We start from the raw sequence: 26,970 nt of genomic DNA on the forward strand, positions 1-26,970 counted from the left end.
TTGGCGAGGCGTTTGCGCCACAAACAACTCGTTCAACACGTAGAGTGCTTAGTAATGAAATTTAATGTATATATTAAAATTTTGACCGCGTTCTTTGGAATTTTTTTAATTTTTGCTTTAGCTTTTTTTAAATATTTAAAGTCAGTTGAGACAGATATTGTTATTAATGCCGGAAAAACAATGTCACAAGGACTTTTAACTAGTTTGGAATATGAACTTATTAATACCCCAGAATCAAACTGGGATGGGATAATAAAGAACAAGACTGATAATCATGTTCACCTTATACCAATCGACCGTCTAAAACTTACCTCTAACCAGAAAAACCAATTAAATCGAGGTCAGATAATTTACTTATCCGGTACAACGTATCAATTTCTCAACCTGGTTCTTGTTCAACATACAGCATTAAAAAAAATTGGTAATACATCCTATGCATTATCTTATTACTTTTCAGATCCAGCCCAAGTTATTTTTCATTACATGAGCCCTACTTTAAAACAAATCGTGGAATATTTATTATTAAAACCCAAAAATAACTGGGATCAAGAACTATTAAAATTAGAAAAGATATATGGCTTTCCACTCCATGTTTATCAACCCAATAGTAACCTCTTGCCCAGCACCCTAAATAATTCTTTATCAACAGAGCGTCTTGTATTTGAAACATCTCAAAACTCCTCACAAATTAGTATTTTTTATTATGGTTTTAATGGTGGAATCCTCAAAATTGGCCCACTTAGCTATCTGCCAGTTACAACGAGAATTAGTGATGTAATGTACTATTTTATATGGGCTTTCTTTTTCTTTTCCCTTTGTCTTATTACATTTTTCTCTCTGCTTTTTGTGAAAAATATGAAAAAGGTATATCAGATTACAAAGCAATTTAGTGAAGGAAATTTCGACTTTCATCAGAAAATAGGAGCTACCTCTGTTTTGTATGGTCTTTATATAAATATCATACATATGGGTGAGCGATTAAAGGATCTGATTGAATCACACAAACAAATGTGTCGATTTGTCGCGCATGAAATTAGAACACCATTATCAACCATACAGATGGCAACTGATAGTATCAAAAGAAAAAACACAGAGGATGTATTACTCAATAAACAGGTGCATAGCATCCAGGAAGATATTGCAAATATGAACCGCATCGTCAGCACCTTCTTGATCTACTCAAAAATGCATTCCAGCGAATTAAAATTAAAACCATCTAGCACAAATATGATAGTCTGGTTAAGAGAGTTATTAGAACCTTATTCTTTATCCAGATTTAAAATTACATTACATACTAATGAGTTAAATTATTTAGAAGCATGTATCGATAAAAATATTTTAAAACATGCGGTTACTAATTTGATTACAAACGCCATGAAATTTGCAGTACAAAATATTTCTGTGACCCTCTCGCAGGATAATAATCATATTTATATTCACATAGATGATGATGGTCCTGGCTTATCAAATGAGAGCATGAATGACATTTTTTCTGAATACAACATTGCTGAAAACATCGAAATTGGCGATAAACATATTGGTTTAGGATTAGCTATTGTAAAAAAAATTCTTACTCTTCATTCAGGAAAAGTCTTCGCTACACACTCTCCTATACTAAAAGGCGCTCGATTTACAATTGAGCTACCAAGACGAAACGTTTAATCATTAGAAATGAATGCAGGATTAGGGACTTTAGAATCAGTTCCTATCAGCTAAATTTTTAGTACGCTACCTTCTTGCCTCTTATATCATAAATAAAATTGGGATTTTGTTTCTGCGCTGAGATAACCAGGCTGAGATTCTCTCAATTGTTGCATTTCCTCCTTATAGGTCAATAGAGATTTTGGTGAAGCCTTTTTGGATAAACATTTATCCAACCCCCCGTGCACGTAACTAATGCTCATTTTTTCTCCATCAAATCTTATTTTGAACGTTTGGTCCTTTTCTGGCAAAAAATCAGTCTCAGTTATTCGTATCAATTTAATCTCCTCATCAAATTGCTTGAAGATCAAACTCCCCTCTCGTATGGACATTTCCACATCATCGTTATAACGATTCTCATAGTTTCCAACAAAAGCCTTCAAGGAGGTAGTAAATTCTTTTTCTAATGGAAGATCATGTATCGCATTAAACCATTGTAGACGTCGTAATTTGGTTTCGTCTGTGGGTGCAACCTCAGCGGCCCTTTCAAAATAACCTCTCGCCTCTTCAAATTTACCATCAACTTCAGCAATTTTTCCTAAAATTGTTTCCTGCCACCCAGGTTCGTCGCTTTGAGCATAATGTAAGTGTTTATAAAGCTCTTGCAGGGTGCCAATTCGTACTAAAGCTTGGGAATTGAACACCTGATTTGCAATACTCATTCCATTTTCTGAATTGGTAAAAAAAACGGCTCCCTTTTTAGTGGTTACATTGATCGCAATAAAAGCTCGCGTATTAGGGTTTTCACCAAATTGATAGGCTACTAGTTCGTCTTTTTGTCTATATAGATGCCAGCCCAAGCCACAAGTCATTAGATCCTCCGTACTCCTGGGTTCAAATGCCTGCTTTAGGATGGGATCATCTATATTCTCTAACCAGCCAGCGATGAATTTCGAAAAATCTTCACCCGTGGTCAATAACGATCCAGCGGCGTTAACAGAAGGGTCGCCCACATAAATTGGAACCGGTTTTCCTAGCTCAGTATGAACACTTACCACATTGGTGTCGGATTTAAGGGGGGGTATAAATGTAGAACGCTCCATTTCTAAGGGATCAAAAACATATTCTTTAGCCAACATCTCTAAATCTTTACCCATTTTGGTTTCTATGACTTTTTGCAAGTACAGAAAAGCCTCGCCTGAATAAGAGTATCCCTTACCTAACTCTGATTTAGGGTCAAAAATAAGGGTGGAAGATAAACTTCCTCCAAAATTGGGCAAACCTGTAGTATGCGATAATACATGTCGAGCCGTTAATTCCTTCGCTTTTGTGGGGTACTCTCCAGCCACTAAGAATCGCTTATATTGGAGTATATTATATAATGGTTCGTCCAAATCGATGTGTTTATCCTTGACCAACTGCAACACTAAATAAGTAAAAACAATTTTACTAAGCGAAGATCCTGGAAACCTAGTTTTATCATCTACATCCATTCCAGAGTCGGTAGATTTTTTGCCAACAGATATTGAGGTTCTTATAAACTCATGCTCATCGTGATTTGAAGTTTCAACACAACCATAACTAACAGATGGAACATGACCAATTTGAGCGATCAGCTGTAGTGCAATCATTAAAGGAGGAGTAGCCATATTGTCGAATTCCGCTTAAAAATAAATTTGATGTTTTAATCTTATCAAGAATTCTTGAGCGAAGTGTATATAAATTGTACAGCTGTTGTTTTTACTGCAATTAACCCTCTATACCCAAGCTTCTGATACAAAAACATATCCTTTTTTATGAATTGTTTTTATACGATAAGGCTTGTTACTATTATCATTTAATGCTTTTCTTAAACGTGATATTTTTAAATCAATACTTCTGTCAACCCCATCATATTCGTGCCCAGAAAGAGCATACATAATACTATCTCTACTAAGCAGCCTATCATGATTCTTTACCAACAAAGCAAGAACTTCAAAGTCAGTTGTACTTATTGAAATTTCTTTTCCAAAGAGAGATACACTTTTAGTACTAAAATTGATAGAAAAATTTCCAAATTGAAATTGATTTTGATTATTAACTAAATTAGGTCTACGTAACAAAGCTTCTATCCTTGCTTTTAAAACTTCGTCTGCAAAAGGTTTGGTTAAATAGTCATCTGCTCCAAGGTTTAAAGAGGATACTTCGCTTTCAATATCATGAACTGCTGTTAACATGAGTATTTTTCCTAAATATTCTTCTCTAATGGTGTGGCATACTTGATCCCCATTCATTCCAGGTAGCATGATATCTAATAGTACTAAAGCAGGTTGCTCACGGATAATGCGATAGACCGCTTTATCTCCACGTTTTTCGATAGAGACATCATAACCGGCTTCTTGTAAGCTTTCTTTAAGGTAATTGGCGAGCTTAATATTATCTTCCACAAGCAATATTGATTTATCTTTCATTGGTTTTGTCTCAGCCTCTATAAAACAAATTGAAACGAATTTTTGAAATCTTTTCTTTGGTAAGTTTTACATAGATATACGGAGGGAAGCAAACAAACCAATATCGAATGTACATTTTATATACAATTGATTTTTATTAAATCGGTATACTAACAAATAAATAATCAATATTTATTCAGATTATCATTATGAACGTGTACCGGAGTATTCTCATGAAAAAAACTAACCAAATATATCAACCTGTTGCTGAATCCATAATAGCCAATGAACCTAAAACATCATCTATAGCATTCGCTTTACAACAATTTAGAAAAGAAGCAGAAAAAAAAGAAGCTGCTGAGGAAGCAGCAAAGGTACGTTGTCGGGTTTGTTTTAAAGAAATAGCACCAAAGCGCGTTTGCTCGGGTCATGGAGCTAACCGTGATAGCAGTGAGAATAGTGATGCTACTTCTATTAAGGCATCTGAAAAAAAAGCAAATCCTGGTGAAGATAACTTTTTAACTAAACCACGTAAATTAGTTATCACTACTGATGAATTGATAGGCAATTCTGATTTAGAACCTTTAGATGAACAACGTTTTGACTCGAAAATAATTGAGGAATTAATCATTCAAGGTCGATTGTTGGTTGACAATGATCGCGAATCAAAAACGCTAACTATTAAGTTGCTTTGTGAGTATAATTCATTAACTGAAGAACAAAGAAGAGAATTAAAAAAATTCCTCGAAGTGATTATAAAAGACTTCCATAAGTTTACAGAAGAACATCATCTTGCAGAGGCCTGTGCACAGGTTTCTCTAGACAAAGAAGGTACTATAACTTCTCTTCGTATTACTATGCCAACATTGGCCATATACGATGAATTTATTAGAGGATTAGCGAATAATTTACTACCTAAAGTACAGGTAAAGGACAAACTTAAGAACGATCAGAGCGCTGTCCCTAATCCGCGCTCAATGGAACTTAAACCGTTCCCCTCTACAGGAGAGGAGTATGAAATGAATGAGAAGGAACAAAAAATTTTCACTCCATCTCCTTTCAAAATGCAGCCTTGGTAAGTAGCCTTAGAGACAATGCAAAGATGACTGTCTTAAACGAGTTGTTCCAAGACAGTCGTTAAACTACTCAGCTCTATAAAAGCTATACTCTAAGAATATACGGAATCACTTATGGAGTTCTGTCATGGATACCAAATATGATAAACTCATTTACATCAATTTGACTCAAGATCAAATTACGGCAAATATTGATACACTTATCATTCATGAAAGCCCGACAATACTCGTGAAACTACCAGATGGGTGTGATCTTAAAACGTTGCAGAATCCTGATTTCTTTCCTAGACCGATTACAAACCGTAGTAAAATATATTTTTCGGCTCATGGGAGAGAAGAATTAGTCGATATGGTTCTTGATAAACAACAAGGCGATGCAAAAATATATGATTTAAATGATGTTGCTATCTATTTTGGAAAACTCCTAACAAATCCAGATTTTAAAAATCCAAATGTAATACCCCGGTTGACACTGGTAATGAGTATATGCGAAGGATTAGGATTTGCTAAAAAATTACAAAAAAAGCTACTTGATGACCATGGGTTATATATTGATGTGATTGCCAATAAAAATGTAGTACATGAGCAATTTATAAAACCTAGCCATGAAAGAAATGCATATCTAACGCACAAAGAAACATCCATCAAAGGAGTGGGTAGAGAGCACCAACGAGTACATAGTAAGATCTTACTGACTATTGATAGAGCGGGTGCACAACAGGAAATTGACGCCTATGAATTTAAATGGATAGAAAAGGTCCTCAATGGGGCTCATCAACAAGTAAGAACATTTAGTAAATGGGCGGATTTTGATAAGCAAGGAAATATTAGTATATTAGAAGGACTCAATGCCTTTTGTAAGGATGTGACAACGCTCGTCTCGTTAACTATCGAGCAAGATATTCATTTGACTGCTAATAACCTCCTGGCATTGTTACAAAGTTGTCAGAATATTGCTGCCGATCCACTGTATCGACAAGCAATGAACTATGAAATGTTTCAATTCACGACAAAAAATCTTATTAATGAAGGAGTAAAATATATTAATCCCAGCATAGAGATGCAAGAATATTTTCAGGCTCTTAAAGCGCTTGAGTCAAAAAAGAGCAAAATGATTCGAGATGAAGTTGCCACCAATCTATTTAAGGCAAAAAAAGCAGTTTTCTCTGGATTAATCTTTGAGGCTTCAGAATATGGTATAGAGTCGGTATTAGATAAACTTGAAACAGCAATGCAAGACCTATCCCCGGGGATTGATCTCTCTAAGACGTACTCTTAATCAAGTATAAACCAATCCAGATTTATTTAGATAAAAGGAATGTAGCGTCTTATTTATTTCTATCCAACCAAAATTAAAGCAGTTTGCCTCCATATTGATCGCTACAATCTAGAAAATTAATATAAAATGATAAGAGTTTAGCACCAGACTTAATATTTTAACCATGCATCGATTTTTTTTAGATAATACCTACGAGCAATTAAGTGCAAAAAGTACATTAGATCGAGTACAAGAAGGAATAAGGGATGGAAAACTCAAAAAACATTATTGTAAGGATCTGGCACGTGAGCTGATAAATTATCTATGTGGAAAACAAAAAGGATTTGAAAAGCCAGAGCAATTCACAAGTTTATATTTTATTCAACAGGTAATGCAAGAACGACTTATAAACAATCAACGCGACGATAGGTTATTTCTACTCCAAATAGGCAAGGACTACCATACGTTTGTTATTGAAAAATTACTTAATGAAGAATCAGTAACATTTATCATTTACCAATCTTGGTATAGTACCTTTTCCTTAGATTGGTGGTTGGGAAATGATGGAGCGCCGCATCAAATTTCTGAAGAGCAACTAGCATTAAGGGAACAGTACGGTAAAGGGAAAGAGTAAAATATCAATGAGTTGGCAAACTTTATTTATAGTGTTACTCAATCTAAAGAGCTACGTTGCTCAAAAAAAATAGGTATAGTGGGTTCTTATAAAATTTATGAATATGATGTTGAAACCAGTAAGCTACAATTTACCTAATGCCAAATAATCACTGAGCCATTGCTTCTTCGCAAGCAGTGTCACATTATTCATCTTTAACAACCCATTATCTGCCATCAACATGAATATAAGTAGGGAACAATAGACAAAATAAAGCTCATTAGGGCTATAATTGCGAAAAATAATTCAAAATGATTTATGCAAAACGAACTGAATATAGATTTCACTTATAATTACAAGCAACCTGACGAATATCATTTCAGTCTTGATTCAATTTATCTTGCCAAATTTGTCGCAGCACAATTGAAATCTCATACCGATATTGATTCGCTACGAGTATTAGATCTCTGTGCAGGATGCGGTGTCATTGGGTTCGAATTATCATGGCATCTACCTGCAATCCGGCAGATTGATTTTATTGAGATTCAGGATGTTTATACCGAATACTTTTTTTATAACTTGGCCCACATTAATCGACCCGAATTGAAATTTCGTTGGCAACTTTTAAATTATGATGAGTTATGTGAAAAGAAATGGGAAGAAAAATTTGATTTGATCGTCAGCAATCCCCCCTATTTCCACCCAGAACACGGAGTTCTCTCTCCTTCCCAATTTAAAAATCGTTGTAGATTTTATTTAGATAGTTCTTTTCAGAGTTTTATTAGAGCACTGGAAAATTCGCTCGCTGACAAAGGGAAGGCATATTTTTTATTACGCTCATTAAAACATCATGGGCTGGATTTATTTTCTGAGATACAAAGCATACTCCAGCAAACATCAGTTAGCGTAAAAAAAATATCACAAATCCGTGGCACTGATATTATTTTATTAGAAAAATTGAAATAAATTGGATGCTAATTATAGAGTTTATTATTGCCTGTCCAAACACGCCTGTTTTTTATTGCGACAGCATCTCCTTCCGAACCAATCTGTATTACAATAGGCTCTTATATTCACTCCCAAGCATCCAGACCTAGATTAAGACTCAAATATGCTTTACAGAGCTTCAAAAGGCTCAAATGAAACAGCGACTCGAAAAAGCTCTTAATCTGATTTTTATAAGTGCTCGTGCATACAAGGAATATCATGTGTACTCAACAACTAGCTTAGCTCGTTCAATGCTTGGGATTATTATTCTCCTCTACCCCAGGATTCGTTGTCTCGTGCGCTTCTTTATTTATTTGAGATAGATGCAATCCATCGCTAAAATCCAAGTACTCAGCAATTTGCTTAGCCAAATCTTTTGGTAGCGCATATTGTTTAAACAACCCCATAAGCGCATTGGGTGTTAAATTATTTACTTTTTCTTCTTCTTTGGTTAAAAAATCTTTTATTTCCTGATGTGATGCTAAATCAATCGGTTTCGCGGTGTAGCCTTGGGTAAAATCTCGTTCAGCTGAGTTTAATTTAATGTAAAAAGGAAGTTTTAACAGTGCCCTTTTTTGAATCTTAGACAAGGTTCCAAAAAGTTGCTTTATTTGATCTAAATCACCTGTTTCAGTTGAATGAATATAACTTTGAATTGTTGTTTTCTTAAGTTTAAAGGGCTCTGTAAAGATGGGTAAACTTATAAGTTCGCCTTTAGCAGAATTATAAGTGACTTCATCTACAAAGTATTTGCCTGCATTTAAGCTGATGATTTCATCTAGTGACTTTGGAATTTCAATTATAGATTTGTTTCCCAAGGGATCCAGAAGTGGTTTTTCACAGAAACCATTTTTTTTAATATAAATACCAAAATCAAGATAAGTAAACGTACTGATTTTTAAACTCATAACCCAAGGATATTCGCCATTTTCTTTCCCCAGTGAGAAAACAAATGTTCCAATTTTTTTATCCTTTAAGGCATTTTTAATTTGCTCTTCATTAAGCTCCAATTGCTTCCAATTTAGCGATAGTAGCGAACATCCAGGTAATTTATCTCTTCCCTTTACCGCTTCAATTTGATTAAAAGGAATCCAATGTCGAACTAGAAGTCTATTTACCATTGTGGTCAGATCTTTGTAAGAACCCTGGTGATTTTGCAATATAAGGGTATTGTCCTCTGGATTTTTGTTCACTAAAAAATGGGTGACCTTGATTTGATTATCTCGCCCTCTGACAACGATACTCATTGCCGCAATTGCATCTTTTTGACTACTTGGACGTAATACGAACGTTCTAAACGGCATATTTTTAAGCCGTTTTTCAGCTTCTGTTCGATCAATTTGATAATAACAGGAAGGATAAACTAAATCCGATTTCTCTTGCATATAAGATACCTGAGGTATTTGTTTTAATTAGTATATTATCTGTCCATTTATAAATCAAATTGGAAATAAAAATTCAAAATTAGTAGTGGATCTGGAAAACATAAATTTCAACAATACTTCAAAGTCGAACTCAGCTCGGCAACCAACTCCTAAATCTCTAAAATTATAGTTTGGTAAACTAAGTCACATTTCGACTATTTGCTCGCAGACGCACAATTTTTATAAATAGGTGCTACATTGAAAAGTAACCCCTTTGAGATTCTCCTTAAAGGTTACTCGTTTATTTGGACTAAAAAAAAGCTCCATCAGTTTGTTCTGATGGAGCTTTTTTAATGATACAGGCTATATTACGCCATAGCTGCAGCTTTCTTTTCCTTCTCTTTAGCAATAACTGCTTCAGCTACGTTGTTTGGACAAGCAGCATAATGAGAGAATTCCATTGAGAATTGGCCACGACCAGAGGTCAGAGTACGCAATGTACTAATGTAACCAAACATTTCTGAAAGAGGAACATCAGCCTTAATGCGGACGCCAGCTGCACTCGGTTCTTGGCCTGAGATCATACCTCGACGACGGTTCAAGTCACCAATCACGTTACCCACATCGTCTTCCGTACTATAAACATCAACCTTCATGATTGGCTCAAGTAATTGTGGAGCAGCTTTGGGTATTGATTGTCGAAATGCACCTTTTGCCGCGATCTCAAATGCAATTGCCGAAGAGTCAACGGCATGGTAAGCACCATCAGTCAGGTCCACTACAACATCTAATACAGGGAAACCTGCTAAAGTACCTGAGTCCATCATTGAGCGGAACCCTTTCTCAATTGCAGGGAAGAATTCTTTGGGAACGTTTCCACCCACAACAGATGTGATAAAAGTAAATCCAGTGTTGGGCTCGCCTGGACTAATTGTGTAGTCGATTTTACCGTATTGACCCGCACCACCTGATTGTTTTTTATGGGTATAGCTGTCTTGAACTGCTTTAGTAATGGTTTCGCGGTAAGCAACCTGGGGTTGACCAACTATCAATTCAACGTCGTAGGTACGTTTGAGAATATCCACCTTAATATCAAGATGTAATTCACCCATGCCACGGAGAATGGTTTCACCGGAATCTTGATCAGTTTCCACTCTAAATGTGGGATCTTCTGCAACCATCTTACCAATAGCAATAGACATTTTTTCAGTAGCGCCTTTATCTTTTGGCGTGACTGCAATAGAAATAACGGGCTCAGGGAAAACCATCGCTTCCAGTGTACACTCGTGATTTGGATCGCAAAGAGTATGACCGGTTCGAACGTTTTTCATCCCCACAATCGCTATAATGTCCCCTGCTTCAGCGCTTTGCAATTCAATACGCTCATCAGCTTGCATTTCAACCATACGGCCAACACGTTCCGTTTTACCGGTGAAGGAATTAAGAATCGTGTCCCCTTTATTCAATTTTCCTGAATAAATACGTACGAACGTTAAAGCACCAAAACGATCATCCATAATTTTAAATGCTAAGGCGCGGAATGGCTCATCTGGAGAGACGATAGCGAATTGGCCATTTGGTTTACCTTCAGCATCAGTCAAAGGTTGTGGATTAACTTCATGTGGAGCTGGTAAATAGTCAACTACTGCATCCAATAATAGTTGCATTCCTTTATTTTTAAAGGCCGAACCGCAATAAGTTGGGAAGAATGTTAATTCCAGAGTACCTTTACGGATACAACGTTTAATTTCTTCAATTGAGGGTTCCTCTCCTTCCAGATAAGCCATTAACAGTTCGTCATCCATTTCAAGCGCTGTTTCAATTAATTGCGCGCGATACATTTCAACATCGTCCTGCATATCGGCTGGTATGTCAGTAACTTTGTAGTTTTCAGGCTGACCAGATTCATCCCAAACATAGGCTTGACGAGTTAATAAATCGACAACACCTACGAAACTGTCTTCGAAGCCAATAGGCAATGTCATAATTAGTGGATGGGCACCTAATACTTTTTTAATTTGCTCGGTTACCTTCAAGAAGTTGGCGCCAATTCGGTCCAGCTTGTTTACGAAAATCAAACGAGATACTTTTGAATTGTTCGCATAACGCCAATTGGTTTCAGACTGAGGTTCCACGCCGCCAGAACCACAGAATACCCCGATACCACCATCGAGAACTTTTAGTGAACGATATACTTCTACTGTGAAGTCCACGTGTCCTGGGGTATCGATAATATTGAAGCGATGACCTTTCCAGAAGCAACTGACTGCAGCTGATTGGATGGTAATACCCCGCTCCGCTTCCTGTACCATAAAATCGGTTGTTGATTCACCATCATGAACTTCACCAATCTTGTGGATTTTACCAGTGAGCTTAAGGATACGTTCTGTCGTAGTGGTTTTTCCGGCATCCACGTGGGCGAAGATACCAATATTTCTATAAAGGTTTAAATCAGTCATAGCGCTCTTATTAAAGTTAATGGATAAAAATTAGTCATATATTGTACAGTATTTTATCCAGATTTGCAGCAAAAAAATGTTCCATTCATCATTTTTATGATTTTTTTTCCTATCGACACAGCGCAAAAATAGCGAACAGTCACTAAAAATTAAGACGGAAGAATGCAAAATGGAAGTCGTACTACTAACTTAATGCATCTATCTACCCTATAGGATGATTTAATAGTGTGCAGTTTTATAGTCAGTCAGCTTAAATAATAAAGAGAAAGTTCATAATCAAATTAATAATCAGCCGGTTATAGAAAATAATGTATGTTTATGTTATTACCTGCTTTAAAAAACAAAGTTTTTAATTTTAGAAGCATAAATCATCGATAGAAACATCGATCATAGACTTTATGGATTCGACCAAATAAAAACATTAGTTTTTTAATAATTGAAGGAAGAATCAAAAATGAAAGCGAAATTATTTAACCCGAAAAATACAAATACATGTCCCTATTCCCAAAATACAGCAACATCTCCGCATGAAGCATTGGCCGAAATATCCGAGGCAGAGACATCTTCTAAAGCGTTACCCCAACACCAACAAGGGTGGCGTAACTTAGGGCGTTTATTTGATCAGGGAGCTTCGCCTTTCTTTTATGAGATGGCCGCACGTACAAAACAAAAGTTTTTCAAAATTTACATTGGAACCCAATGCGTATATATGGTAACTGATGGCAAAATTGCAAAAGAACTACTGACAAAACATCCAGAGCTTGGCCGGGGAGATATCCTTGAACCTTTTACTCATATGGTAGGAAGGGTTTTTTTCGCGGAAGATGGAGTGGCGGCTTCTGAACCGCGCAAAGTTTTTTTGAACACCATTGCTCGTGGATCCATAAATTTCAAAAAAATCGCAGAAGTAAACAATCGTACCTTTGACTCGATGCAACTGGCATCCAATGGAGGCTTTGAAGACCTTTATGCCTGTGTGGCATGGCATACAATAGGTTGCATTGCCGCATGTTTTGTAGGCACCCATGATCTGTCAGCTTTACCACCAGATACTCACAAAATTTTCATGGATGCAACCCGTCTAATTACAAAAGCAAGTATGGATCCCTTAAGCCGCTTAGCCCATCCAAGTTTACGAGCTGACTTTCGGGTAACAAGCAGAGCGATGGCTGATATTGCCCAAAAACTTCTTTTTGCAAATATTGAAAACATTTGCAAAGGGAATAATTACATATGGGATTTGGGGATATTTCGTGCCGAACAATTACATCCGGAGATGAATTTTGATGAATGTACCCACTTTGATGAACACAATCCACAAGCAAAGATTGTGAGGGATCTTATCGAAAAGGATCGATTTATACGAGAACACGGGCCTCTTACAATTTTCGCCTCCTCGAATATAGGTGCGACGATGTTTTACATGTTGGATATACTCAGTCAAAGACCTGATGTGGCAGATAAGATGTATGAGGAAATCACTCGGGTTTTGGGGACAGAACCATTCACATACAAACACATGACAAAGTTACCCTATGTGCGCGCAGTCGTTCAGGAAGCATTATGGCAAGCAACTCCTATTCCCAATTTTCCTCGAGCGGTACTCAAACCTTTTCAAGTTAATATTAACGGAGAAACTGTATCATTTCAAAAAGGTGAAATGTTGATGTTCCTTTTTCGACCTATGCAGGGACCAAATCGATCGTTTTCACCCGAAAGATGGCTTGAAGGCGATGAGGATTTATTCTCATTCGGCGCAGGGCCAAGACATTGTCCGGCCAATCCCTTCGCAAAACAAGTGTTGACTCAATTCTTGGTCGACATGAATCTTCATGGATTGCGAATCATGCCAACGAGAAAAGCCACTTACACCACGCGCAACGGTTTGTTAGGACCAGATTATCACCCCGTAGAACCCCTGTCCGCAGAGGTGGAGTATCTTGAAGAAGAGGGATATCCGAGAGAAAATGCAAAATTATGACAATAGCTTGTTAGGAACTGTCCGGAGATAAATTAAAGACAGTTCCTGCTGTAGTTAAAACAATTGTAGGATTTAATCAGTCTTGACTGATGAGATTCATCTGAATCTATCTTTGCCCAAAAATAATTTCCAAATCCTAGGCGTATTTTGTATTTTGATAATTTGCGCGTATTATGCGCTATAGTATATACAACCTTATTTGATAGAGACTATTATGGGAAACGTTGTTAATCTTAATAAAAAGAGAAAAACCAAAATTCGTTTGGAAAAAGAAAAAACAGCCTCTGAAAATCGCGTTAAATTCGGAAGGACAAAAAAAGATAAGCAGATTGCGAGACAAGAAAATGAGCGCGCGGAACGACATCTAGATGGTCACAAGTTGGATAAAAGCGAAGAGTAATAACAAATATCTTTTGATGATATAAAAAGTCTTATAAGGTCTACTTGAATAGAACTAAGACCTAAAATAGAACGCTTCTATCAACTTAATGCAAAACACCCAAACCTAAAATGCCAGCAATAATCAGATAAATAGCTACAATGTAATTTAATAATCGTGGTATAAGCAGAATTAAAATTCCAGCAACCAATGAAATAATAGGTGTAAGATTACCAGTAAACATATTATACCCTCCTCCGTGAGCTCAATATGATTATTATAGCAGTAAAAATAATCCTTAAAAAACACTATCCACTGTCTCTATCTAGGTTGGAGGAGGCTTAAAAATCGAATTCCCCTCTTCTTTTGTTTTATGCCACTCTAAATAATGTCCCTTTACTTCCTGAAATAAAGTAAAAGCTTCTTTGAAAATGCCAGCCTCCTCAGCACTTAAGCGGGATAAAATCTCTACTGTATCTACATTAGGACTTACCATCTCATGACTTGAAATATAGTCTGGAACATCTAATATTTTTTCCATTTCCTTCTCTGCTCGTAAATATTCTTCTACGAGCTCTCTAACGGAGTGACCTGGAATTATATTGGAATTAAGAATTAAGACTGGCAAAAAATTTTCCCGCATTAATAAATCTTGTAATAGAAGCATGGAATAGGTACGTCCGACCCCATCTTGAAAAGGATGATGTAGCACATCATGCTTTAAATAAGTAAATATGGCAGTCAGTTTACCCTGTTTTGAGTCAAAGTGTTTTAATGCTTCTTCTAATTCTAGAATATGGTCTGAACATACTGAATGTAAAAACTTACTGGAATCTAAAGCTGTTTTTTCTCGAGAATTATAGTAAATAATAGCCCCATCTTTTAGCTGGTTCCATATTCTAGTAGCTAGCAAATGAGTATCTTCAGTAAGAAAACTTGAAATGTTTTCATTCCCATCTTTACTTAGTATAGAAATATCTAAACCCGCGATTCCCATTTTTTTCTCAACTGATTTTAGATAATCAATGGTCTCGGTTAATCCTTCAAGTGAGTCCAATTTAGAATCCATTTGCCATGAGGCTCCATAACTACGAAACTCACCTGATTTTTGCTCGAGCATATTTTTCACTTCCTGAGTACTGGTTTTATGGAGCTCTTTAATGAACTCTAATGTTAAAGGTTCATTAGACATTACATGTTGAACAACAAGGCAGAATCCTTTTGTTACATTAAGTAAATAGCCTGGTTCATTATCCTCAAACCCCAGCCATGCTTGATGTTGGTTAAAAAGTGAGGTAATTCGCTCACTTTTTCTATTTTGCGCATGAAATAAATTGTTTAGAGCGGTTAAAGCCTCATGATCATTCAATTTATCTGCAAGCTCATATACTTGTCCAACAGTGATATCTTTTACACACTCTTCAATTTCAGAAACTGGAATTATTTTTGCACTTTCTTCTGATACCCCATTCATTTTAGCAAACAATTTTCGATACAATTCAGTTCTAAAATCATATCTACTGCGTTCCACAAAAAATCGCCAGAATTCTTTTTCGGGAAAATAATTAAAAAATCGTTTTAGAGTATTTTCTTTAGATGCCGTTAAATCGTACATCTTAAAAAATTTTTGGTCCATAAGGTTAAGAATTTAAATGAAGTTAGTATTATTATAGGACAAATTAATCTCGTTCTGTTCATTATTAATTCAATTATGCAGGAGAATTTAACTGTTAATAGTGAGCCTTAAATTGATCAAAAATCGATCATCAGTTATTCATAAACTATAATTACTAAAAGATATTAACAATCGAACCACGATAAATGGGGCGGAAAATTATGAGTTTTAGCAAAGATCCAAATGTGCACACACAACCTGAGCAGTTAAGAGCTCAGATTGGGGATTATAGACCTATCTCAAAAAATTCTAATGTAGAGCAAAAAGAGCCAGATAATGTTGATCAAAAAGCAATAGACAGTCATTTTGTAAGTGAACGCTTATCAAAAGGAGGTGCAGGCAACTTATATAAAGGAGTTGTTGAATATAACTTACAGTATGAAGACAAAGTTCAAAAATATGCAGCAAAACATGGAAATAGTACAGATTTAATCGATAAAACATTCAATGATAGAACATTTTTTAGAACTAAATTAATAGAACTGGTTGCCAAAAAAAATGCTTCACCAGAAGGCAACTATCATGGCGATCTAGCGCTTCGGGAAACAAATCCTGAAAAGGCAACTATTTCAATGGAGCGTTTTCTTGGTAAAGAAGGTGCTGAATTGTACAAACTAGCCTTAGAAGAAGAAATGAATAGCCATGCATATATGAATGCAGTTTTTCGAGCTTCTACAACACACTTTAAAGGGGAGAAATGGATACAACGTCCCGTTGTTATTGTGTCAGGACCTTCCGGAAGCGGAAAATCATTTGCTGCTAAAGCAGCTGTAGAGAAAGCAACTGAACTTCTTCCTAAGCAAGAAGGTGATACATCGGGAAATGATGTGGTATCAGTTGACGGTGGAGTGATTCGCGAAGTCTCTCAAATGAGAAAATTAGTCATTCAGGCTGCCAATAATAAGGGGTATACGGGAATTTCAGATTTACACTCAAAAAGCAGTATTTTAGAAGATGTAAAAGATAGAATGCGCGAGGCTGTTTTCGCTCCCACAGAATCCGATGAGAAAGTACCATTACTTGGGGTAGTCATTCCCGAAACGTTCTCATCTAATCTCAATCCAGCAAAAGGTCCCAAATTACTTAAAGATATTGAAAAATTACCTGATACAAAGCCAATATTCTGTCGGGTAGATGGTGAAGACTCCTCTTTATTCCGTAAAGTGGTTGCTTATATGGGGAGTAGAAGAGCCTGGAAAACTTCAAATTTTCCCGAAGGAGATATGTCACGCTCCCTTAATTTGAATAACACTGATATTCCTGAATCCAAAGCCTATGGTAAAAAAGGATTTACTTTCGGGCAATGGGGCTCAAAATTCGCAGAAAAATGGTTCAAAAATCATAGCCGAGACAATTTGAGGATGGTTATTACTAATGATCTAGTACTCAAAAAAGAAGATCCTCCAGGATCACACAACTGGATTGATGCCAAGCCGGATGATAAAGGGGCTGTTTTAGTTTCACAACGAGTGTTTGATACGTGGGAAAAGGCACAATTACTCTTAACGGAAGCGCAAAGGAAAGCGCAAACCACAACATTTCATGATTTTATTGAACAATTTAAGTTTGGCTCCCTTATAAATTCTTCGGCGGAGACAGATTTAGCCATAGCTAAACAAGAAATAAACCGACAACAGTTGATAACTGCACAGGATCTGAAAAAAGCCGAAAGCAAATATGGGAAAGAGCACAGTGGCGTAAAAAAATTAGAAGAAAAAAAAGAGCATTTAAAGATTATTTTTCAGAATATTACGATTGTCGATACCAAAAATAAACAGGATATAGATACGTTGCGAATGCAAATAATACGAACAATTGATGAAATGAAAAAAAATCATGAGTTTGGCATTTTTAGCAAAACGAAAAAAGCTTTAAAGCAAACAGTTAAAGCATTAGATAAATTATCTGAAGAATTGAAAGATACTGAGAATAAGAGCCAATACCAACAAAATCTCAGAGGGGAACTTCAGGATCTTAGATCGTCATCCGCTCCTGAGGTGAAAGAAAACGTTACAGCCGGCCCCACTATTCCTCAAGGACCGTAATACGGGGCTTACATGTGAAATCTCTTTCCAACATTTAACTAACTTTCCTTAGATAAAGCAGCGCTATTGTAATTATCTTTCTTCTTTTCCTCCACAAAGCTTGCTTTAATTTGGTACCTCGTGCTCCGGCCTCCTCCGGGTAATTTTTCAATACACCCTTTTTCAAGCAAATCAGCAAGATGTCTTGTCGCGGTAGCCTTACTTACTTTAGTTATTTTCTTATATTGTGCTGCGCTTATTCCATGTTCGAATGTTTCATCCCCATTATCAAACATCAGATTAATAATCTTTATTTGCTCTTTGGAGAGTTCACACTCTTGGAAAACTTGCCAAAAACGACTTTTAGCAAGCGTTTGATCAATCTTATCAATTGCAGTTTGGATGCTATTTTCTAAAGTTTTTAAAAACCAAGACAACCATAAGGTTATGTCTGTAGTTTGCCGCTGACTTTGTTCCAAAATTTGATAATAATCATTTCGGTGGGCAAGAATGGTTGCCGACATAGCGTATAAGCGGATGCTCTGCTTATCCTCCTGTGCTAAAGCCAAGTCAGTTAGAGCACGTGTGATGCGGCCGTTACCATCTTCGAATGGATGGATTGTTATAAACCAGAAATGGGTAATCGCTGCCCGTAATAAAGGATCAAGTGTTGTGTCCTTTAAGCTTTGGTTAAACCAATCAATAAACCTGTTCAATTCATGCTCCAATCGAGCTTTTGGCGGCGCTTCATAATGCACCGTTGGATTGTCAATTCGCCCAGAAACAACTTGCATGGGCTCGTCACCCCGTAATTGGCCAGCTTGAATTGGATATAACATGGACTGTGTATTATTGGGAAATAACCATTTATGCCATTGCATCAAGCGCTCTAGGGATAAAGGGGATTTTAAATTATAAATGGCATCCAACATCATTTGTGCTAAACCTTCCGAACGCTCAGTGGTTGGATAAGGTTGCTTTAAATGCAATCCAATGCGTTTTGCAAGTGAAGAGCGAACGGATTGTACATTCAATTGTTCCCCTTCAATTGCTGAAGAGGCAATTATATTTTGTAATAAAGTATCCAGGGCCGATTCTAAAGAGATATCTGCTGCTATAGCTCCAGTTTTACCTATAAGAATCCCTTGCTTTAATCGTACTTCGCGCAGTAAAGGTTGTATGAGTTGATCTTGCCAATGAAATTTTGGCCAATCTAGCAATTGCCAGATCCATTCGATATTGGTGTTATTCATTTTATCCTCTTGTGAGCCAATTAATCATCTTATTCGGCTCATTATATGAGTTTAATAATAGACATATTCGGCTCATCATTCAAGCCAATAAAAATATTTATTCGGCTCAAGATTCAAATGTCATCTTCAAGTTTTACTTAAATGCCTTAAGCATAGTTTAATAATAGGCTGCTATCTTAGAGACTAATTAATTCAATATCTCTACCAGAGGAGCAATATCATGCAAAGCAATTTAGAAATTAACATGAGTTATGAAGTTTGGAAAAAACAATATATAAAAAAGCTGGAAGAAGATCGTTCAGGACGCCATGCATTCCAAAATAAATTTTATGGAATCTTACTCATTGAGACTTTAGAAAATAATTGTCCGGAGCATCTATCTATTAAAGTAAACCAAGACTTTATAACACTTGTTAACAAATATCACTTTGAGCTAAGAGCTGCCTATGGTTATGAATGGGAAAAATCCAAACTCGAAGCGTCAAAACATCCTAAATTTGTGGAATTTATGGAGGAATTGAAAAAAAAAGGTTGCCTCTTGAAACCAGAAATAAAGAAATTTGCACCCCTTCTTGCCCAAGCCCAACGCACTTCAAGTAGTTTTTTTGGAAAATTACCGTCAGATTTGCTTAATCTAATAGCAAATTTTCTTGAGCCGCAACTCTCTTTTGTGGATGCCTCTAAAAAATTAAACGAGGAATTGCAAAAAGCTCAAACTTTTTTTGATCAAATTCGATTTTTTACGTTTGATGTAAATAATATCGTCTTTTCCCAAAACACAGGGACACATGTGCCATTAACAGTCTACGAGCCTTTTCAGAACTGGTTTTCTGAACTTCCGATACGAGAACATATTCCTCTTAACACGGATTATGGAATGTATAAAATCAATGAAAATACTTTAGCTATAAATACCGGACCCCACACTCCAGGGATCCAAATTCAAAAAAAAGGAGATGGGTTTATAGTCTGTAATAACTTAACTGCAGATCAATCTCAGAGCAATATAAGTCCAGAGCAATTAAAATCAACACGAGAAAACAATCTGTTAAAAATCTTAGTTTTGCTTAAACAACAGTTACAAGCAGAACCTAAACAGGATAAAACACTAGAACAAGAAAAAGAATCTCAAAAAAATTGTTCCATACAATAACTGGGTTTCAGGTAGGTTGGGATCATTTGAATAAGAGAATGAAATACTCACTCTAATTGAGACCAACCGAATTTTTAGAATAGAGTGTTAAAAATAACGCCGGTACAACTTTAAATAAGTGCCATCATTTTCTAATTCAATAAGATATTTGTTAATTGTATCAATGAGCGCCTCATGATTCTTATTAGCCATAATTCCATAACCAGCACCCATTGGGGCACCGACCACCCTAAGCTGACCACTGCTATTAGCAAGCCAAAATTCAACTACCCCCTTATCGAACATAACTACATCAACCTCCTCGTTGTTTAGCGCCTGTAATGCCTCATTCAAAGTATTATATTCCTGTATTTGAGCTGCATCACCAAATTGTGAGGCGATCCAGGCTTTGAAAATGGTTCCCCTTTCTATTCCCACGATTTTACCCACAATGTCATTAATTTCTTTTACTGCGCTCGATGATTTAGTTGCATATTGGCCTCCACCAATAAGATAAGGTAGACTGAAGATAAACTTTTTTTCTCTCTCTGGGGTAATCACAATCGAACCTATGGCTAGATCAATTTGCCCCTGTTCTAATTGATTAAATAAATCCTTGAAAGGGATGCTCGTAAAATGACAGTCTAGTTGAGCACGTTGGCAGATCTCACCCATAAGATCAATTTCAAAACCATAAAAGTGGGCCTTATCTTTCAATAACATTTTAAATGGTGGACCAGAGTCTGAGGTCCCAATAAGAACGGATTGCGCAAACAAATGCATAGAGCATAAGAGGCAAGCTAGAAATGCTTTTATGTGCATGTAACTTCCTTATCCATTTACTTTTCATTTTAGCCTAATTTTATGCTCTTAAATTGAACAAACTGGATTGTTTCATTCTGAGTAATAAGCCGGCCATTTTTATTAAATTTGAGTGTTAATCGATGCAATGTCTATTAAGTGCTCATTTAATAAGTAATAAGCTCTTTGGCTCAGGGAGTATTCTAGCTAATTGAAGTAAACACCAATTTTATTAGACTATAATTTGATCAAAGAGTAGAGAGATTACTATGCTGCAATTTTCTAAAATGAAAATGTATACCGGTTGGCTTGACCAGGTCTACCAACATATTTTCGATGAATCCCCAATTTGTAATTGGGGGTACATGTATTATGACTTAAATGGTAACTATTTCCAGCTTATGTCGGAGCAGTATTTATTAAGTGACTTTTTTCATGATGAACTCTATGCAGAGCAAATACTCAGTGATATTGAAATATTAGATCATGAATATTATGTCTCAAGTATTGTCGGGGATAATTTATTAGATGATAAACTGAAAGGAGTTGTAACTAATCGCGGTTATACTTTTTTTTATGACTTTATAAAAAGAAATCATACTCCAAATACCTTCTCTACTGAAATAATTACTCTGGCTTCGACTTCTGATCCAATTAAATCCAATAATTTTATATTAAATAATTTAGGTATATTAGATAAAGTGTGTGAAGACATAGCAAATAAATGTCGTAAGCTCTTGAATAAAGAAAATTTATTAATATTACCCAAAGAACTCACAATAAAAGTGAATGAAATTTTTGCTAATAAAAAAAACCCTACCCCAACGTTCCACAATAAAATTTTAAATTACGCGAATAAATCACAAACAGTAGCTGAATTTTTTGATAAAACCTTTGATTTTACACAGTTGCCATTTAGCTTTTTGGCATGTAAAAAACTTACTCATAAAGAGAAAGAAATCATTTATTTATATTATTATGGCTTCAGTTTGCCTCGAATCGCCAGCATTCTCGAAGTTTCAAAACGGACGGTGGATAAGAATTTTGAACATATAAGAAAAAAACTTCAATGTGAAAATAGCAGTCAAATTATTCCTGCTTTATTAAGATTTGATAAATCGATTATGTTATGCAGAAAGAATCCCGCCGTGTAATTTCTTGCTAAAATACCTTTTATTTAGTTCCTCTTGATTGGAGCCAAAGAAATAAAATTAACGTTCCAACATTAAATAAATATAAAAAAGCATCTTATTTTCATTCATCTAGCTATACTTTTATTATTGGAGCACATTCCACAGCTATGGAGATATGATGAAAATTTCCCGGCATATGATGAATAAAGCCATTGAAGCTAATATTATCACAGAAAAACAAGCAAATGATTTAATTGAATTCATAAAAAACCTCCCCGAACAAAGCGCAGGATTTAATTTAACGAACGTTCTTTATTATTTTGGTGGCCTTATAGCTATAGGGGCCATGACATTGTTCATGAACTTAGGTTGGGAAATGTATGGAGGCTGGGGGATCTTATTTCTCTCCTTGTGCTATTCCATTTTAGGTATAGCGCTTACTCATAGGTTAGATGATACGGGTCATAAAATACCCGCAGGAATATGCGCGACCTTTGTCATCTGTCTTACTCCGCTTGCTATCTATGGTTTACAACAAGGCATGGGTTGGTGGCCACCAGATAATACGGTGTATCAGGACTATCATATCTACGTTAAATGGAACTGGATCTTTATGGAGCTTGGAACTCTTATCGTAGGAATTATAATGGCATGGCTGTACCGCTATCCCTTTATGATTATGCCCATTGCAGTCACTCTTTGGTACATGTCTATGGATCTTACATACATGATTGAACCAGATACGTATACCTATGAGTTAAGTGCTATGGTTTCTATGTATTTTGGAATAATTACCGTATTAATTGCATTCTGGGTTGATGTTCGCTCAAGTCAATCAGCAGACTATGCATTTTGGCTTTATATATTCGGAGTTATGACCTTTTGGGGAGGACTGAGTGCGCAACATTCAGATAGTGAACTTTCTAAATTTATTTATCTGTGCATTAATCTTTTACTGATATTAGTTGGAGTTATTTTAAATAGAAAAGTATTTGTACTATTTGGCGCTTTAGGAACGTGTTTTTACCTAGGATATTTAGCATTTCGAGTATTTAATTTCAGTTACTTATTCCCGGTCGTTTTGACCGCTATTGGCTTTGCTATTATTTATTTAGGTATTATTTGGCAAAGAAATGAGGCAAAGATAACATATAAGATGCGTTCGATATTACCTCAACCAATACAAGATTTGTTACAATCTAGGGATCAAATGGAATAATATTGGATGATAGAAAACTTCCAGGGTGTTTTCTATTTTATTTTAAATCCAAATAATGTCTATAATTAATACATGTGTCATCAAACATACACACTCTACTTTAATCAATTTCGATTTTTTGAAGTATTCTATGTATTTGGATGGTTGGTATGAGTATTGGAAAACAATTCCTTGGTTTCTTTAAAACCAAATCCCAGGTTATTAGTAAATTAGCCTCAACCATAGACCATGACGTCCCCTATTATAGAATTCACGATACTTTCCCGGATAATGGTTTGCCGATGAGAGGTAATTTTGATAGGGTCACTATTGAGGCACTTGCAAAATACATCTCAGAACACAAGCCCCTTATTACTTATGGAGGGACCGTTGTTCTCGATGTTTTATTCACTAGTTTTTTAAAAGACAAAGAAGTTGAAAATGGAACGAATGGTCTTGTTGTTGGAGTAGCAGAACGAGTTATAGAGTTATCTTCTTTGTATGAGCCTCTAGTGGATCATTTGACCGATTTAAATCCTGAAGAATCACCTAAAAAAGTTTCTCATTTTGTAAAAAAACATGAAGCCATTATCGAGGGTTTACCTGAAGAACGTATTATTGCTTATATAACGGATCTAAAAGACTTTTTACAAGGAGAGGTTGTAAAAAATCATTTTGCAGAAGTTAATTCTCTTCTGCCCCCAGCTGTTACAATCCATGAGTTACAAGATTCAGACTTTATTCGTGATCTATGGAGCGATGTAATGGCTTCTAAAGATACAATAAAAAATGAATATTGAATATTCGGTAAGACAAAAACCATTTTAATCGTACATTAAGCGGAAATATCTTTTTGTGCCCTTTCTACAGATAAATACACACTGACTATAGTAATCACAGCCATAATAATCAGATAGATCGATACAGGCCAAGTATATCCATGAGCCCATTCTACGAGACCAGTAGCAATTAAAGGAGCTAATCCACCAGAGAATGCAGCAGATAAATGATAAGCGATTGCAGTTCCACTATAACGAATTCGTGTTTTGAAAAGCTCTGAATAGAAGGCTCCTTGAGCACCATGCATCATGGCATGAGGGATACACATCCCGAAAATTACAGCCAAAAAAATCAATGCTGTATTTTTTGTTTGCAATAACCAAAAGAATGGAAATGCAAATAAAGCCATTAATAAAGCCCCAGTAATATAAACCGGACGCCTACCAATTCTATCCGAAAGCGAACCAAAATAAGGAATCAATAAAGTTTCAAAAATTGCCCCTACCATCACAGCATAAAGGAGAATTGTTTTTGAAATATGCAATTCAAAAGTTCCATAACTTAAGATAAACACAGTGAGAACATAAAATGATGCACTTTCAATTAGACGAGCGCCTATTGCCAACAGAAAATTTCTAAAGTGAGAATGAAGCATTTCCAAAGCCGGCCTTTTTGATGGACGTTTGTTTTTTGTTGCTTCAACAAAAATCTTACTTTCCATAATCTGCAAACGAATATACAGACCAACAAGCACAACGAAGAAACTCAGTAAAAAAGGAATACGCCATCCCCAGGATAAAAATTGTTCTTGAGGGAGTGCGGAAAATACGAGAAATATTGCGATGGAAATTACTAAGCCAAAAGGAGCACCTGAATTTGGCCAGCTTGAATAAAAACCTCTTTCTTTTTCTCGACTCACCTCAGCAGACATCACAACTGCTCCAGCCCACTCACCTCCAACTGCTATTCCTTGAATACAACGTAAAATCACTAGTAAAAGCGGTGCAAATACTCCAATTTGTTCATAAGTGGGTAGTAATCCAATTAAGAATGTAGACCCTCCCATCAAACATAGAGTGAAAATAAGCATTTTTTTTCTACTTACCCTGTCTCCAAAGTGACCAAAGATAAGCCCTCCAAGTGGTCTCGCAAAAAAACCGACTGCATAAGTCGCATAAGCCGCCATGATTCCAGCAATAGGACTAATTTTAGGGAAAAAAAGAATATTAAAAAATAAAGCCGAGGCAGTTCCAAAAAGATAAAAATCATACCATTCAATTGTGGTTCCCACAAAACTAGCAAGAGATATTCTTCTAGAAGCTTTTGACTTGGGGTCTTGTCGTATTTTTGTCATAATTCCATATATAACAATAGATTAACTCATTTTAATCCTATATTAATTATAAAAAGAGAGCGAGAAAATTAAGCTCCTGAAGAAGGTGTAGACTTATCGTTTCGCCCCCTGTACTGTACTGAATCAATTAAAAAGCATAAAATCTTCTTTTATAATCTCCATATTCTGCTGTTTAAACATTTGGATATTCTGAAATGAGCTCCTTCTTAGATCTTTCCCTGCTTAAAACAAATCGTGATTTCAGGTTACTGTATTTGGGGCAATTCATTTCGTTTATCGGTACGATGATAAGCAATGTTGCACTGCCCTATCAGATTTATCAAATTACACAATCGACTTTCGCTGTTGGATTATTAAGTTTAGCTCAGTTATTACCTCTATTAATCACCGCATTAATTGGTGGGGTATTTGCTGATCGCTACAATCGCCGAGGGTTATTGATTATCAGTGAGTTACTTCTTGCAATAGGATGCTGCATGCTGGCCCTTAACTCCTATCAAACCTCTCCTTCGCTGAGCCTCATTTTTATTGTTTCAGCTTCTATGTCCGCAATCACCGGCTTACATCGTCCTGCATATGATAGTGTTATGCAACAAATCGTTAACCCGAAGGATTACAAAAAAGTAGGAGCACTCGCTACATTTAAATTCAGTTTTTGTATGATTATTGCCCCGGCTATTTCCGGAGTTATTATCGCTCACTACGGCATTGTGATCACGTTCTTAATAGACTTAATGACATTTTTTTTATCATTAATTGCTTTAATCCTAATTCATAACATACCTAAACCTCTCGTGGAGAAACACCCTTCCATTCTATCTTCTCTAAAACAAGGAATTTTCTTTGCTTTTAATCGGCAAGAACTAATGGGAAGCTACATTATCGATTTTATTGCGATGGTTTTTGCCTGGCCTAATTCCTTGCTTCCTGCCATAGCTCAATCTCTAGGGGGGGCAAAAACTTTAGGTTTACTTTATTCTGCTCCAGCTGTAGGGGCATTGATTATTTCATTTTTCAGTGGCTGGACGTCGAAAATAAATCATGATGGTAGAGCCATTGCGATTGCCGCAGCATTGTGGGGCGCTGCCATCATCGGATTTGGTTTATCATATTCACTTTGGTTGGTTTTGTTTTTCTTAGCACTCTCAGGAGCTTTTGATGCGATAAGTGGAATATTTCGAACTACCTTATGGAATAACACTATTCCCACAGAATATCGGGGCCGGTTAGCAGGAATTGAAATGATCAGTTATTTAAGCGGGCCTAAATTGGGTGATACGCGCGCAGGATTTATCGCTTCGAGTTTTAGCATTCCCGCTGCATTAATATCAGGTGGAATATTATGTGTTATAGGAGTAGCCACTTGTTGTTTAGCTTTTCCAAAATTTTGGCACTATCGCTCACATCAATCAGATACCAAAGATGTGTAGTTT

At 36.1% G+C, this 26,970-nt stretch carries 22 protein-coding genes; 13 read left to right on the forward strand and 9 right to left on the reverse strand.

Going from position 1 to position 26,970, the window contains the following annotated elements:
* Positions 1–54 precede the first annotated feature (54 nt).
* Positions 55–1,662 (forward strand): sensor histidine kinase, encoded by a 1,608-nt coding sequence (locus ACWTE2_RS30665; RefSeq protein WP_454785739.1) that lies wholly within the window; start codon positions 55–57, stop codon positions 1,660–1,662.
* A gap of 86 nt (positions 1,663–1,748) precedes the next feature.
* On the opposite strand, the gene ACWTE2_RS30670 is transcribed toward ACWTE2_RS30665, so the two are convergent.
* Positions 1,749–3,290: a serine hydrolase domain-containing protein gene (locus tag ACWTE2_RS30670; protein WP_454785740.1), complete on the reverse strand. Its 1,542-nt coding sequence runs from the start codon at positions 3,288–3,290 to the stop codon at positions 1,749–1,751.
* Between the two features lie 108 nt (positions 3,291–3,398).
* Positions 3,399–4,091, reverse strand: coding sequence for a response regulator (locus tag ACWTE2_RS30675; RefSeq protein WP_454785741.1), 693 nt, complete (start codon positions 4,089–4,091; stop codon positions 3,399–3,401).
* A gap of 212 nt (positions 4,092–4,303) precedes the next feature.
* On the opposite strand from ACWTE2_RS30675, the gene ACWTE2_RS30680 reads away from it, so the two are divergent.
* From ACWTE2_RS30680 to ACWTE2_RS30695, 4 genes are all read left to right on the forward strand, one after another.
* Entirely contained in the window at positions 4,304–5,149 is an 846-nt protein-coding gene (locus ACWTE2_RS30680) for a hypothetical protein (RefSeq protein ID WP_454785742.1), read from the forward strand.
* Between the two features lie 124 nt (positions 5,150–5,273).
* A complete protein-coding gene (locus ACWTE2_RS30685) occupies positions 5,274–6,425 on the forward strand; it encodes a hypothetical protein (RefSeq protein ID WP_454785743.1) in 1,152 nt (383 codons plus the stop codon).
* 163 nt (positions 6,426–6,588) lie between these two features.
* On the forward strand, positions 6,589–7,038 hold the full coding sequence (locus ACWTE2_RS30690; RefSeq protein WP_454785744.1) for a hypothetical protein: 450 nt from the start codon (positions 6,589–6,591) through the stop codon (positions 7,036–7,038).
* 297 nt (positions 7,039–7,335) lie between these two features.
* On the forward strand, positions 7,336–7,983 hold the full coding sequence (locus tag ACWTE2_RS30695; RefSeq protein WP_454785745.1) for a methyltransferase: 648 nt from the start codon (positions 7,336–7,338) through the stop codon (positions 7,981–7,983).
* 269 nt (positions 7,984–8,252) lie between these two features.
* Here ACWTE2_RS30695 and ACWTE2_RS30700 read toward each other — a convergent pair whose 3' ends face one another.
* Together ACWTE2_RS30700 and fusA are read right to left on the reverse strand one after the other, a co-directional pair.
* The gene (locus ACWTE2_RS30700) at positions 8,253–9,389 is read right to left on the reverse strand and encodes an SH2 domain-containing protein (protein ID WP_454785746.1); all 1,137 of its coding nucleotides are present in this window, start codon (positions 9,387–9,389) and stop codon (positions 8,253–8,255) included.
* 347 nt (positions 9,390–9,736) lie between these two features.
* Complete coding sequence (gene fusA, locus ACWTE2_RS30705) at positions 9,737–11,827, reverse strand: elongation factor G (RefSeq protein WP_454785747.1); 2,091 nt, start codon at positions 11,825–11,827, stop codon at positions 9,737–9,739.
* 454 nt (positions 11,828–12,281) lie between these two features.
* Between fusA and ACWTE2_RS30710 the strand changes: the two genes are divergently transcribed.
* Both ACWTE2_RS30710 and ACWTE2_RS30715 read left to right on the forward strand, forming a co-directional pair.
* Entirely contained in the window at positions 12,282–13,808 is a 1,527-nt protein-coding gene (locus ACWTE2_RS30710; RefSeq protein ID WP_454785748.1) for a cytochrome P450, read from the forward strand.
* A gap of 214 nt (positions 13,809–14,022) precedes the next feature.
* Positions 14,023–14,208 carry a DUF4169 family protein gene (locus ACWTE2_RS30715; RefSeq protein ID WP_454785749.1) on the forward strand — a complete coding sequence of 62 codons (186 nt, stop codon included), beginning with the start codon at positions 14,023–14,025 and terminating at the stop codon, positions 14,206–14,208.
* 85 nt (positions 14,209–14,293) lie between these two features.
* Here the strand turns inward: ACWTE2_RS30715 and ACWTE2_RS30720 are convergent, their stop codons facing one another.
* Together ACWTE2_RS30720 and ACWTE2_RS30725 are read right to left on the reverse strand one after the other, a co-directional pair.
* Positions 14,294–14,431, reverse strand: a complete 138-nt coding sequence (locus ACWTE2_RS30720; RefSeq protein ID WP_182393470.1) for a DUF3096 domain-containing protein — start codon at positions 14,429–14,431, stop codon at positions 14,294–14,296.
* Between the two features lie 81 nt (positions 14,432–14,512).
* Positions 14,513–15,802 (reverse strand): hypothetical protein, encoded by a 1,290-nt coding sequence (locus ACWTE2_RS30725; protein ID WP_454785750.1) that lies wholly within the window; start codon positions 15,800–15,802, stop codon positions 14,513–14,515.
* A 221-nt stretch (positions 15,803–16,023) separates the two neighbouring features.
* Between ACWTE2_RS30725 and ACWTE2_RS30730 the strand changes: the two genes are divergently transcribed.
* Positions 16,024–17,907, forward strand: a complete 1,884-nt coding sequence (locus ACWTE2_RS30730; RefSeq protein ID WP_454785751.1) for a hypothetical protein — start codon at positions 16,024–16,026, stop codon at positions 17,905–17,907.
* A gap of 38 nt (positions 17,908–17,945) precedes the next feature.
* On the opposite strand, the gene ACWTE2_RS30735 is transcribed toward ACWTE2_RS30730, so the two are convergent.
* The gene (locus ACWTE2_RS30735) at positions 17,946–19,139 is read right to left on the reverse strand and encodes a Fic family protein (RefSeq protein WP_454785752.1); all 1,194 of its coding nucleotides are present in this window, start codon (positions 19,137–19,139) and stop codon (positions 17,946–17,948) included.
* 220 nt (positions 19,140–19,359) lie between these two features.
* Between ACWTE2_RS30735 and ACWTE2_RS30740 the strand changes: the two genes are divergently transcribed.
* The gene (locus tag ACWTE2_RS30740; protein ID WP_454785753.1) at positions 19,360–20,292 is read left to right on the forward strand and encodes a hypothetical protein; all 933 of its coding nucleotides are present in this window, start codon (positions 19,360–19,362) and stop codon (positions 20,290–20,292) included.
* Positions 20,293–20,379: 87 nt separating this feature from the next.
* Here the strand turns inward: ACWTE2_RS30740 and ACWTE2_RS30745 are convergent, their stop codons facing one another.
* Positions 20,380–21,093 carry a transporter substrate-binding domain-containing protein gene (locus ACWTE2_RS30745; RefSeq protein ID WP_454785754.1) on the reverse strand — a complete coding sequence of 238 codons (714 nt, stop codon included), beginning with the start codon at positions 21,091–21,093 and terminating at the stop codon, positions 20,380–20,382.
* Between the two features lie 248 nt (positions 21,094–21,341).
* Between ACWTE2_RS30745 and ACWTE2_RS30750 the strand changes: the two genes are divergently transcribed.
* The 3 genes from ACWTE2_RS30750 to ACWTE2_RS30760 all read left to right on the forward strand — a co-directional run bounded on the left by ACWTE2_RS30750 (position 21,342) and on the right by ACWTE2_RS30760 (position 24,203).
* Entirely contained in the window at positions 21,342–22,226 is an 885-nt protein-coding gene (locus tag ACWTE2_RS30750) for a helix-turn-helix transcriptional regulator (protein WP_454785755.1), read from the forward strand.
* 157 nt (positions 22,227–22,383) lie between these two features.
* Positions 22,384–23,424: a DUF2157 domain-containing protein gene (locus ACWTE2_RS30755; RefSeq protein ID WP_182393642.1), complete on the forward strand. Its 1,041-nt coding sequence runs from the start codon at positions 22,384–22,386 to the stop codon at positions 23,422–23,424.
* A 149-nt stretch (positions 23,425–23,573) separates the two neighbouring features.
* Positions 23,574–24,203, forward strand: a complete 630-nt coding sequence (locus tag ACWTE2_RS30760) for a hypothetical protein (protein ID WP_182393463.1) — start codon at positions 23,574–23,576, stop codon at positions 24,201–24,203.
* 35 nt (positions 24,204–24,238) lie between these two features.
* On the opposite strand, the gene ACWTE2_RS30765 is transcribed toward ACWTE2_RS30760, so the two are convergent.
* Positions 24,239–25,537 (reverse strand): MFS transporter, encoded by a 1,299-nt coding sequence (locus ACWTE2_RS30765; protein ID WP_454785756.1) that lies wholly within the window; start codon positions 25,535–25,537, stop codon positions 24,239–24,241.
* Between the two features lie 194 nt (positions 25,538–25,731).
* Between ACWTE2_RS30765 and ACWTE2_RS30770 the strand changes: the two genes are divergently transcribed.
* Positions 25,732–26,967: an MFS transporter gene (locus tag ACWTE2_RS30770; protein ID WP_454785757.1), complete on the forward strand. Its 1,236-nt coding sequence runs from the start codon at positions 25,732–25,734 to the stop codon at positions 26,965–26,967.
* Positions 26,968–26,970 lie beyond the last annotated feature (3 nt).

The organism is Legionella nigrisilvae (assembly GCF_977063395.2).

Bases quoted from the DNA above. Each gene is read 5' to 3' on its own strand.
- ACWTE2_RS30695 (WP_454785745.1), top strand. From the start codon at position 7,336: ATGCAAAACGAACTGAATATAGATTTCACTTATAATTACAAGCAACCT.
- ACWTE2_RS30755 (WP_182393642.1), top strand. From the start codon at position 22,384: ATGAAAATTTCCCGGCATATGATGAATAAAGCCATTGAAGCTAATATT.
- ACWTE2_RS30665 (WP_454785739.1), top strand. From the start codon at position 55: ATGAAATTTAATGTATATATTAAAATTTTGACCGCGTTCTTTGGAATT.
- ACWTE2_RS30730 (WP_454785751.1), top strand. From the start codon at position 16,024: ATGAGTTTTAGCAAAGATCCAAATGTGCACACACAACCTGAGCAGTTA.
- ACWTE2_RS30715 (WP_454785749.1), top strand. From the start codon at position 14,023: ATGGGAAACGTTGTTAATCTTAATAAAAAGAGAAAAACCAAAATTCGT.
- ACWTE2_RS30710 (WP_454785748.1), top strand. From the start codon at position 12,282: ATGAAAGCGAAATTATTTAACCCGAAAAATACAAATACATGTCCCTAT.
- ACWTE2_RS30670 (WP_454785740.1), bottom strand. From the start codon at position 3,290: ATGGCTACTCCTCCTTTAATGATTGCACTACAGCTGATCGCTCAAATT.
- fusA (WP_454785747.1), bottom strand. From the start codon at position 11,827: ATGACTGATTTAAACCTTTATAGAAATATTGGTATCTTCGCCCACGTG.
- ACWTE2_RS30725 (WP_454785750.1), bottom strand. From the start codon at position 15,802: ATGTACGATTTAACGGCATCTAAAGAAAATACTCTAAAACGATTTTTT.
- ACWTE2_RS30745 (WP_454785754.1), bottom strand. From the start codon at position 21,093: ATGCACATAAAAGCATTTCTAGCTTGCCTCTTATGCTCTATGCATTTG.
- ACWTE2_RS30680 (WP_454785742.1), top strand. From the start codon at position 4,304: ATGAAAAAAACTAACCAAATATATCAACCTGTTGCTGAATCCATAATA.
- ACWTE2_RS30700 (WP_454785746.1), bottom strand. From the start codon at position 9,389: ATGCAAGAGAAATCGGATTTAGTTTATCCTTCCTGTTATTATCAAATT.
- ACWTE2_RS30675 (WP_454785741.1), bottom strand. From the start codon at position 4,091: ATGAAAGATAAATCAATATTGCTTGTGGAAGATAATATTAAGCTCGCC.
- ACWTE2_RS30740 (WP_454785753.1), top strand. From the start codon at position 19,360: ATGCAAAGCAATTTAGAAATTAACATGAGTTATGAAGTTTGGAAAAAA.
- ACWTE2_RS30720 (WP_182393470.1), bottom strand. From the start codon at position 14,431: ATGTTTACTGGTAATCTTACACCTATTATTTCATTGGTTGCTGGAATT.
- ACWTE2_RS30685 (WP_454785743.1), top strand. From the start codon at position 5,274: ATGGATACCAAATATGATAAACTCATTTACATCAATTTGACTCAAGAT.
- ACWTE2_RS30765 (WP_454785756.1), bottom strand. From the start codon at position 25,537: ATGACAAAAATACGACAAGACCCCAAGTCAAAAGCTTCTAGAAGAATA.
- ACWTE2_RS30690 (WP_454785744.1), top strand. From the start codon at position 6,589: ATGCATCGATTTTTTTTAGATAATACCTACGAGCAATTAAGTGCAAAA.
- ACWTE2_RS30760 (WP_182393463.1), top strand. From the start codon at position 23,574: ATGAGTATTGGAAAACAATTCCTTGGTTTCTTTAAAACCAAATCCCAG.
- ACWTE2_RS30735 (WP_454785752.1), bottom strand. From the start codon at position 19,139: ATGAATAACACCAATATCGAATGGATCTGGCAATTGCTAGATTGGCCA.
- ACWTE2_RS30770 (WP_454785757.1), top strand. From the start codon at position 25,732: ATGAGCTCCTTCTTAGATCTTTCCCTGCTTAAAACAAATCGTGATTTC.
- ACWTE2_RS30750 (WP_454785755.1), top strand. From the start codon at position 21,342: ATGCTGCAATTTTCTAAAATGAAAATGTATACCGGTTGGCTTGACCAG.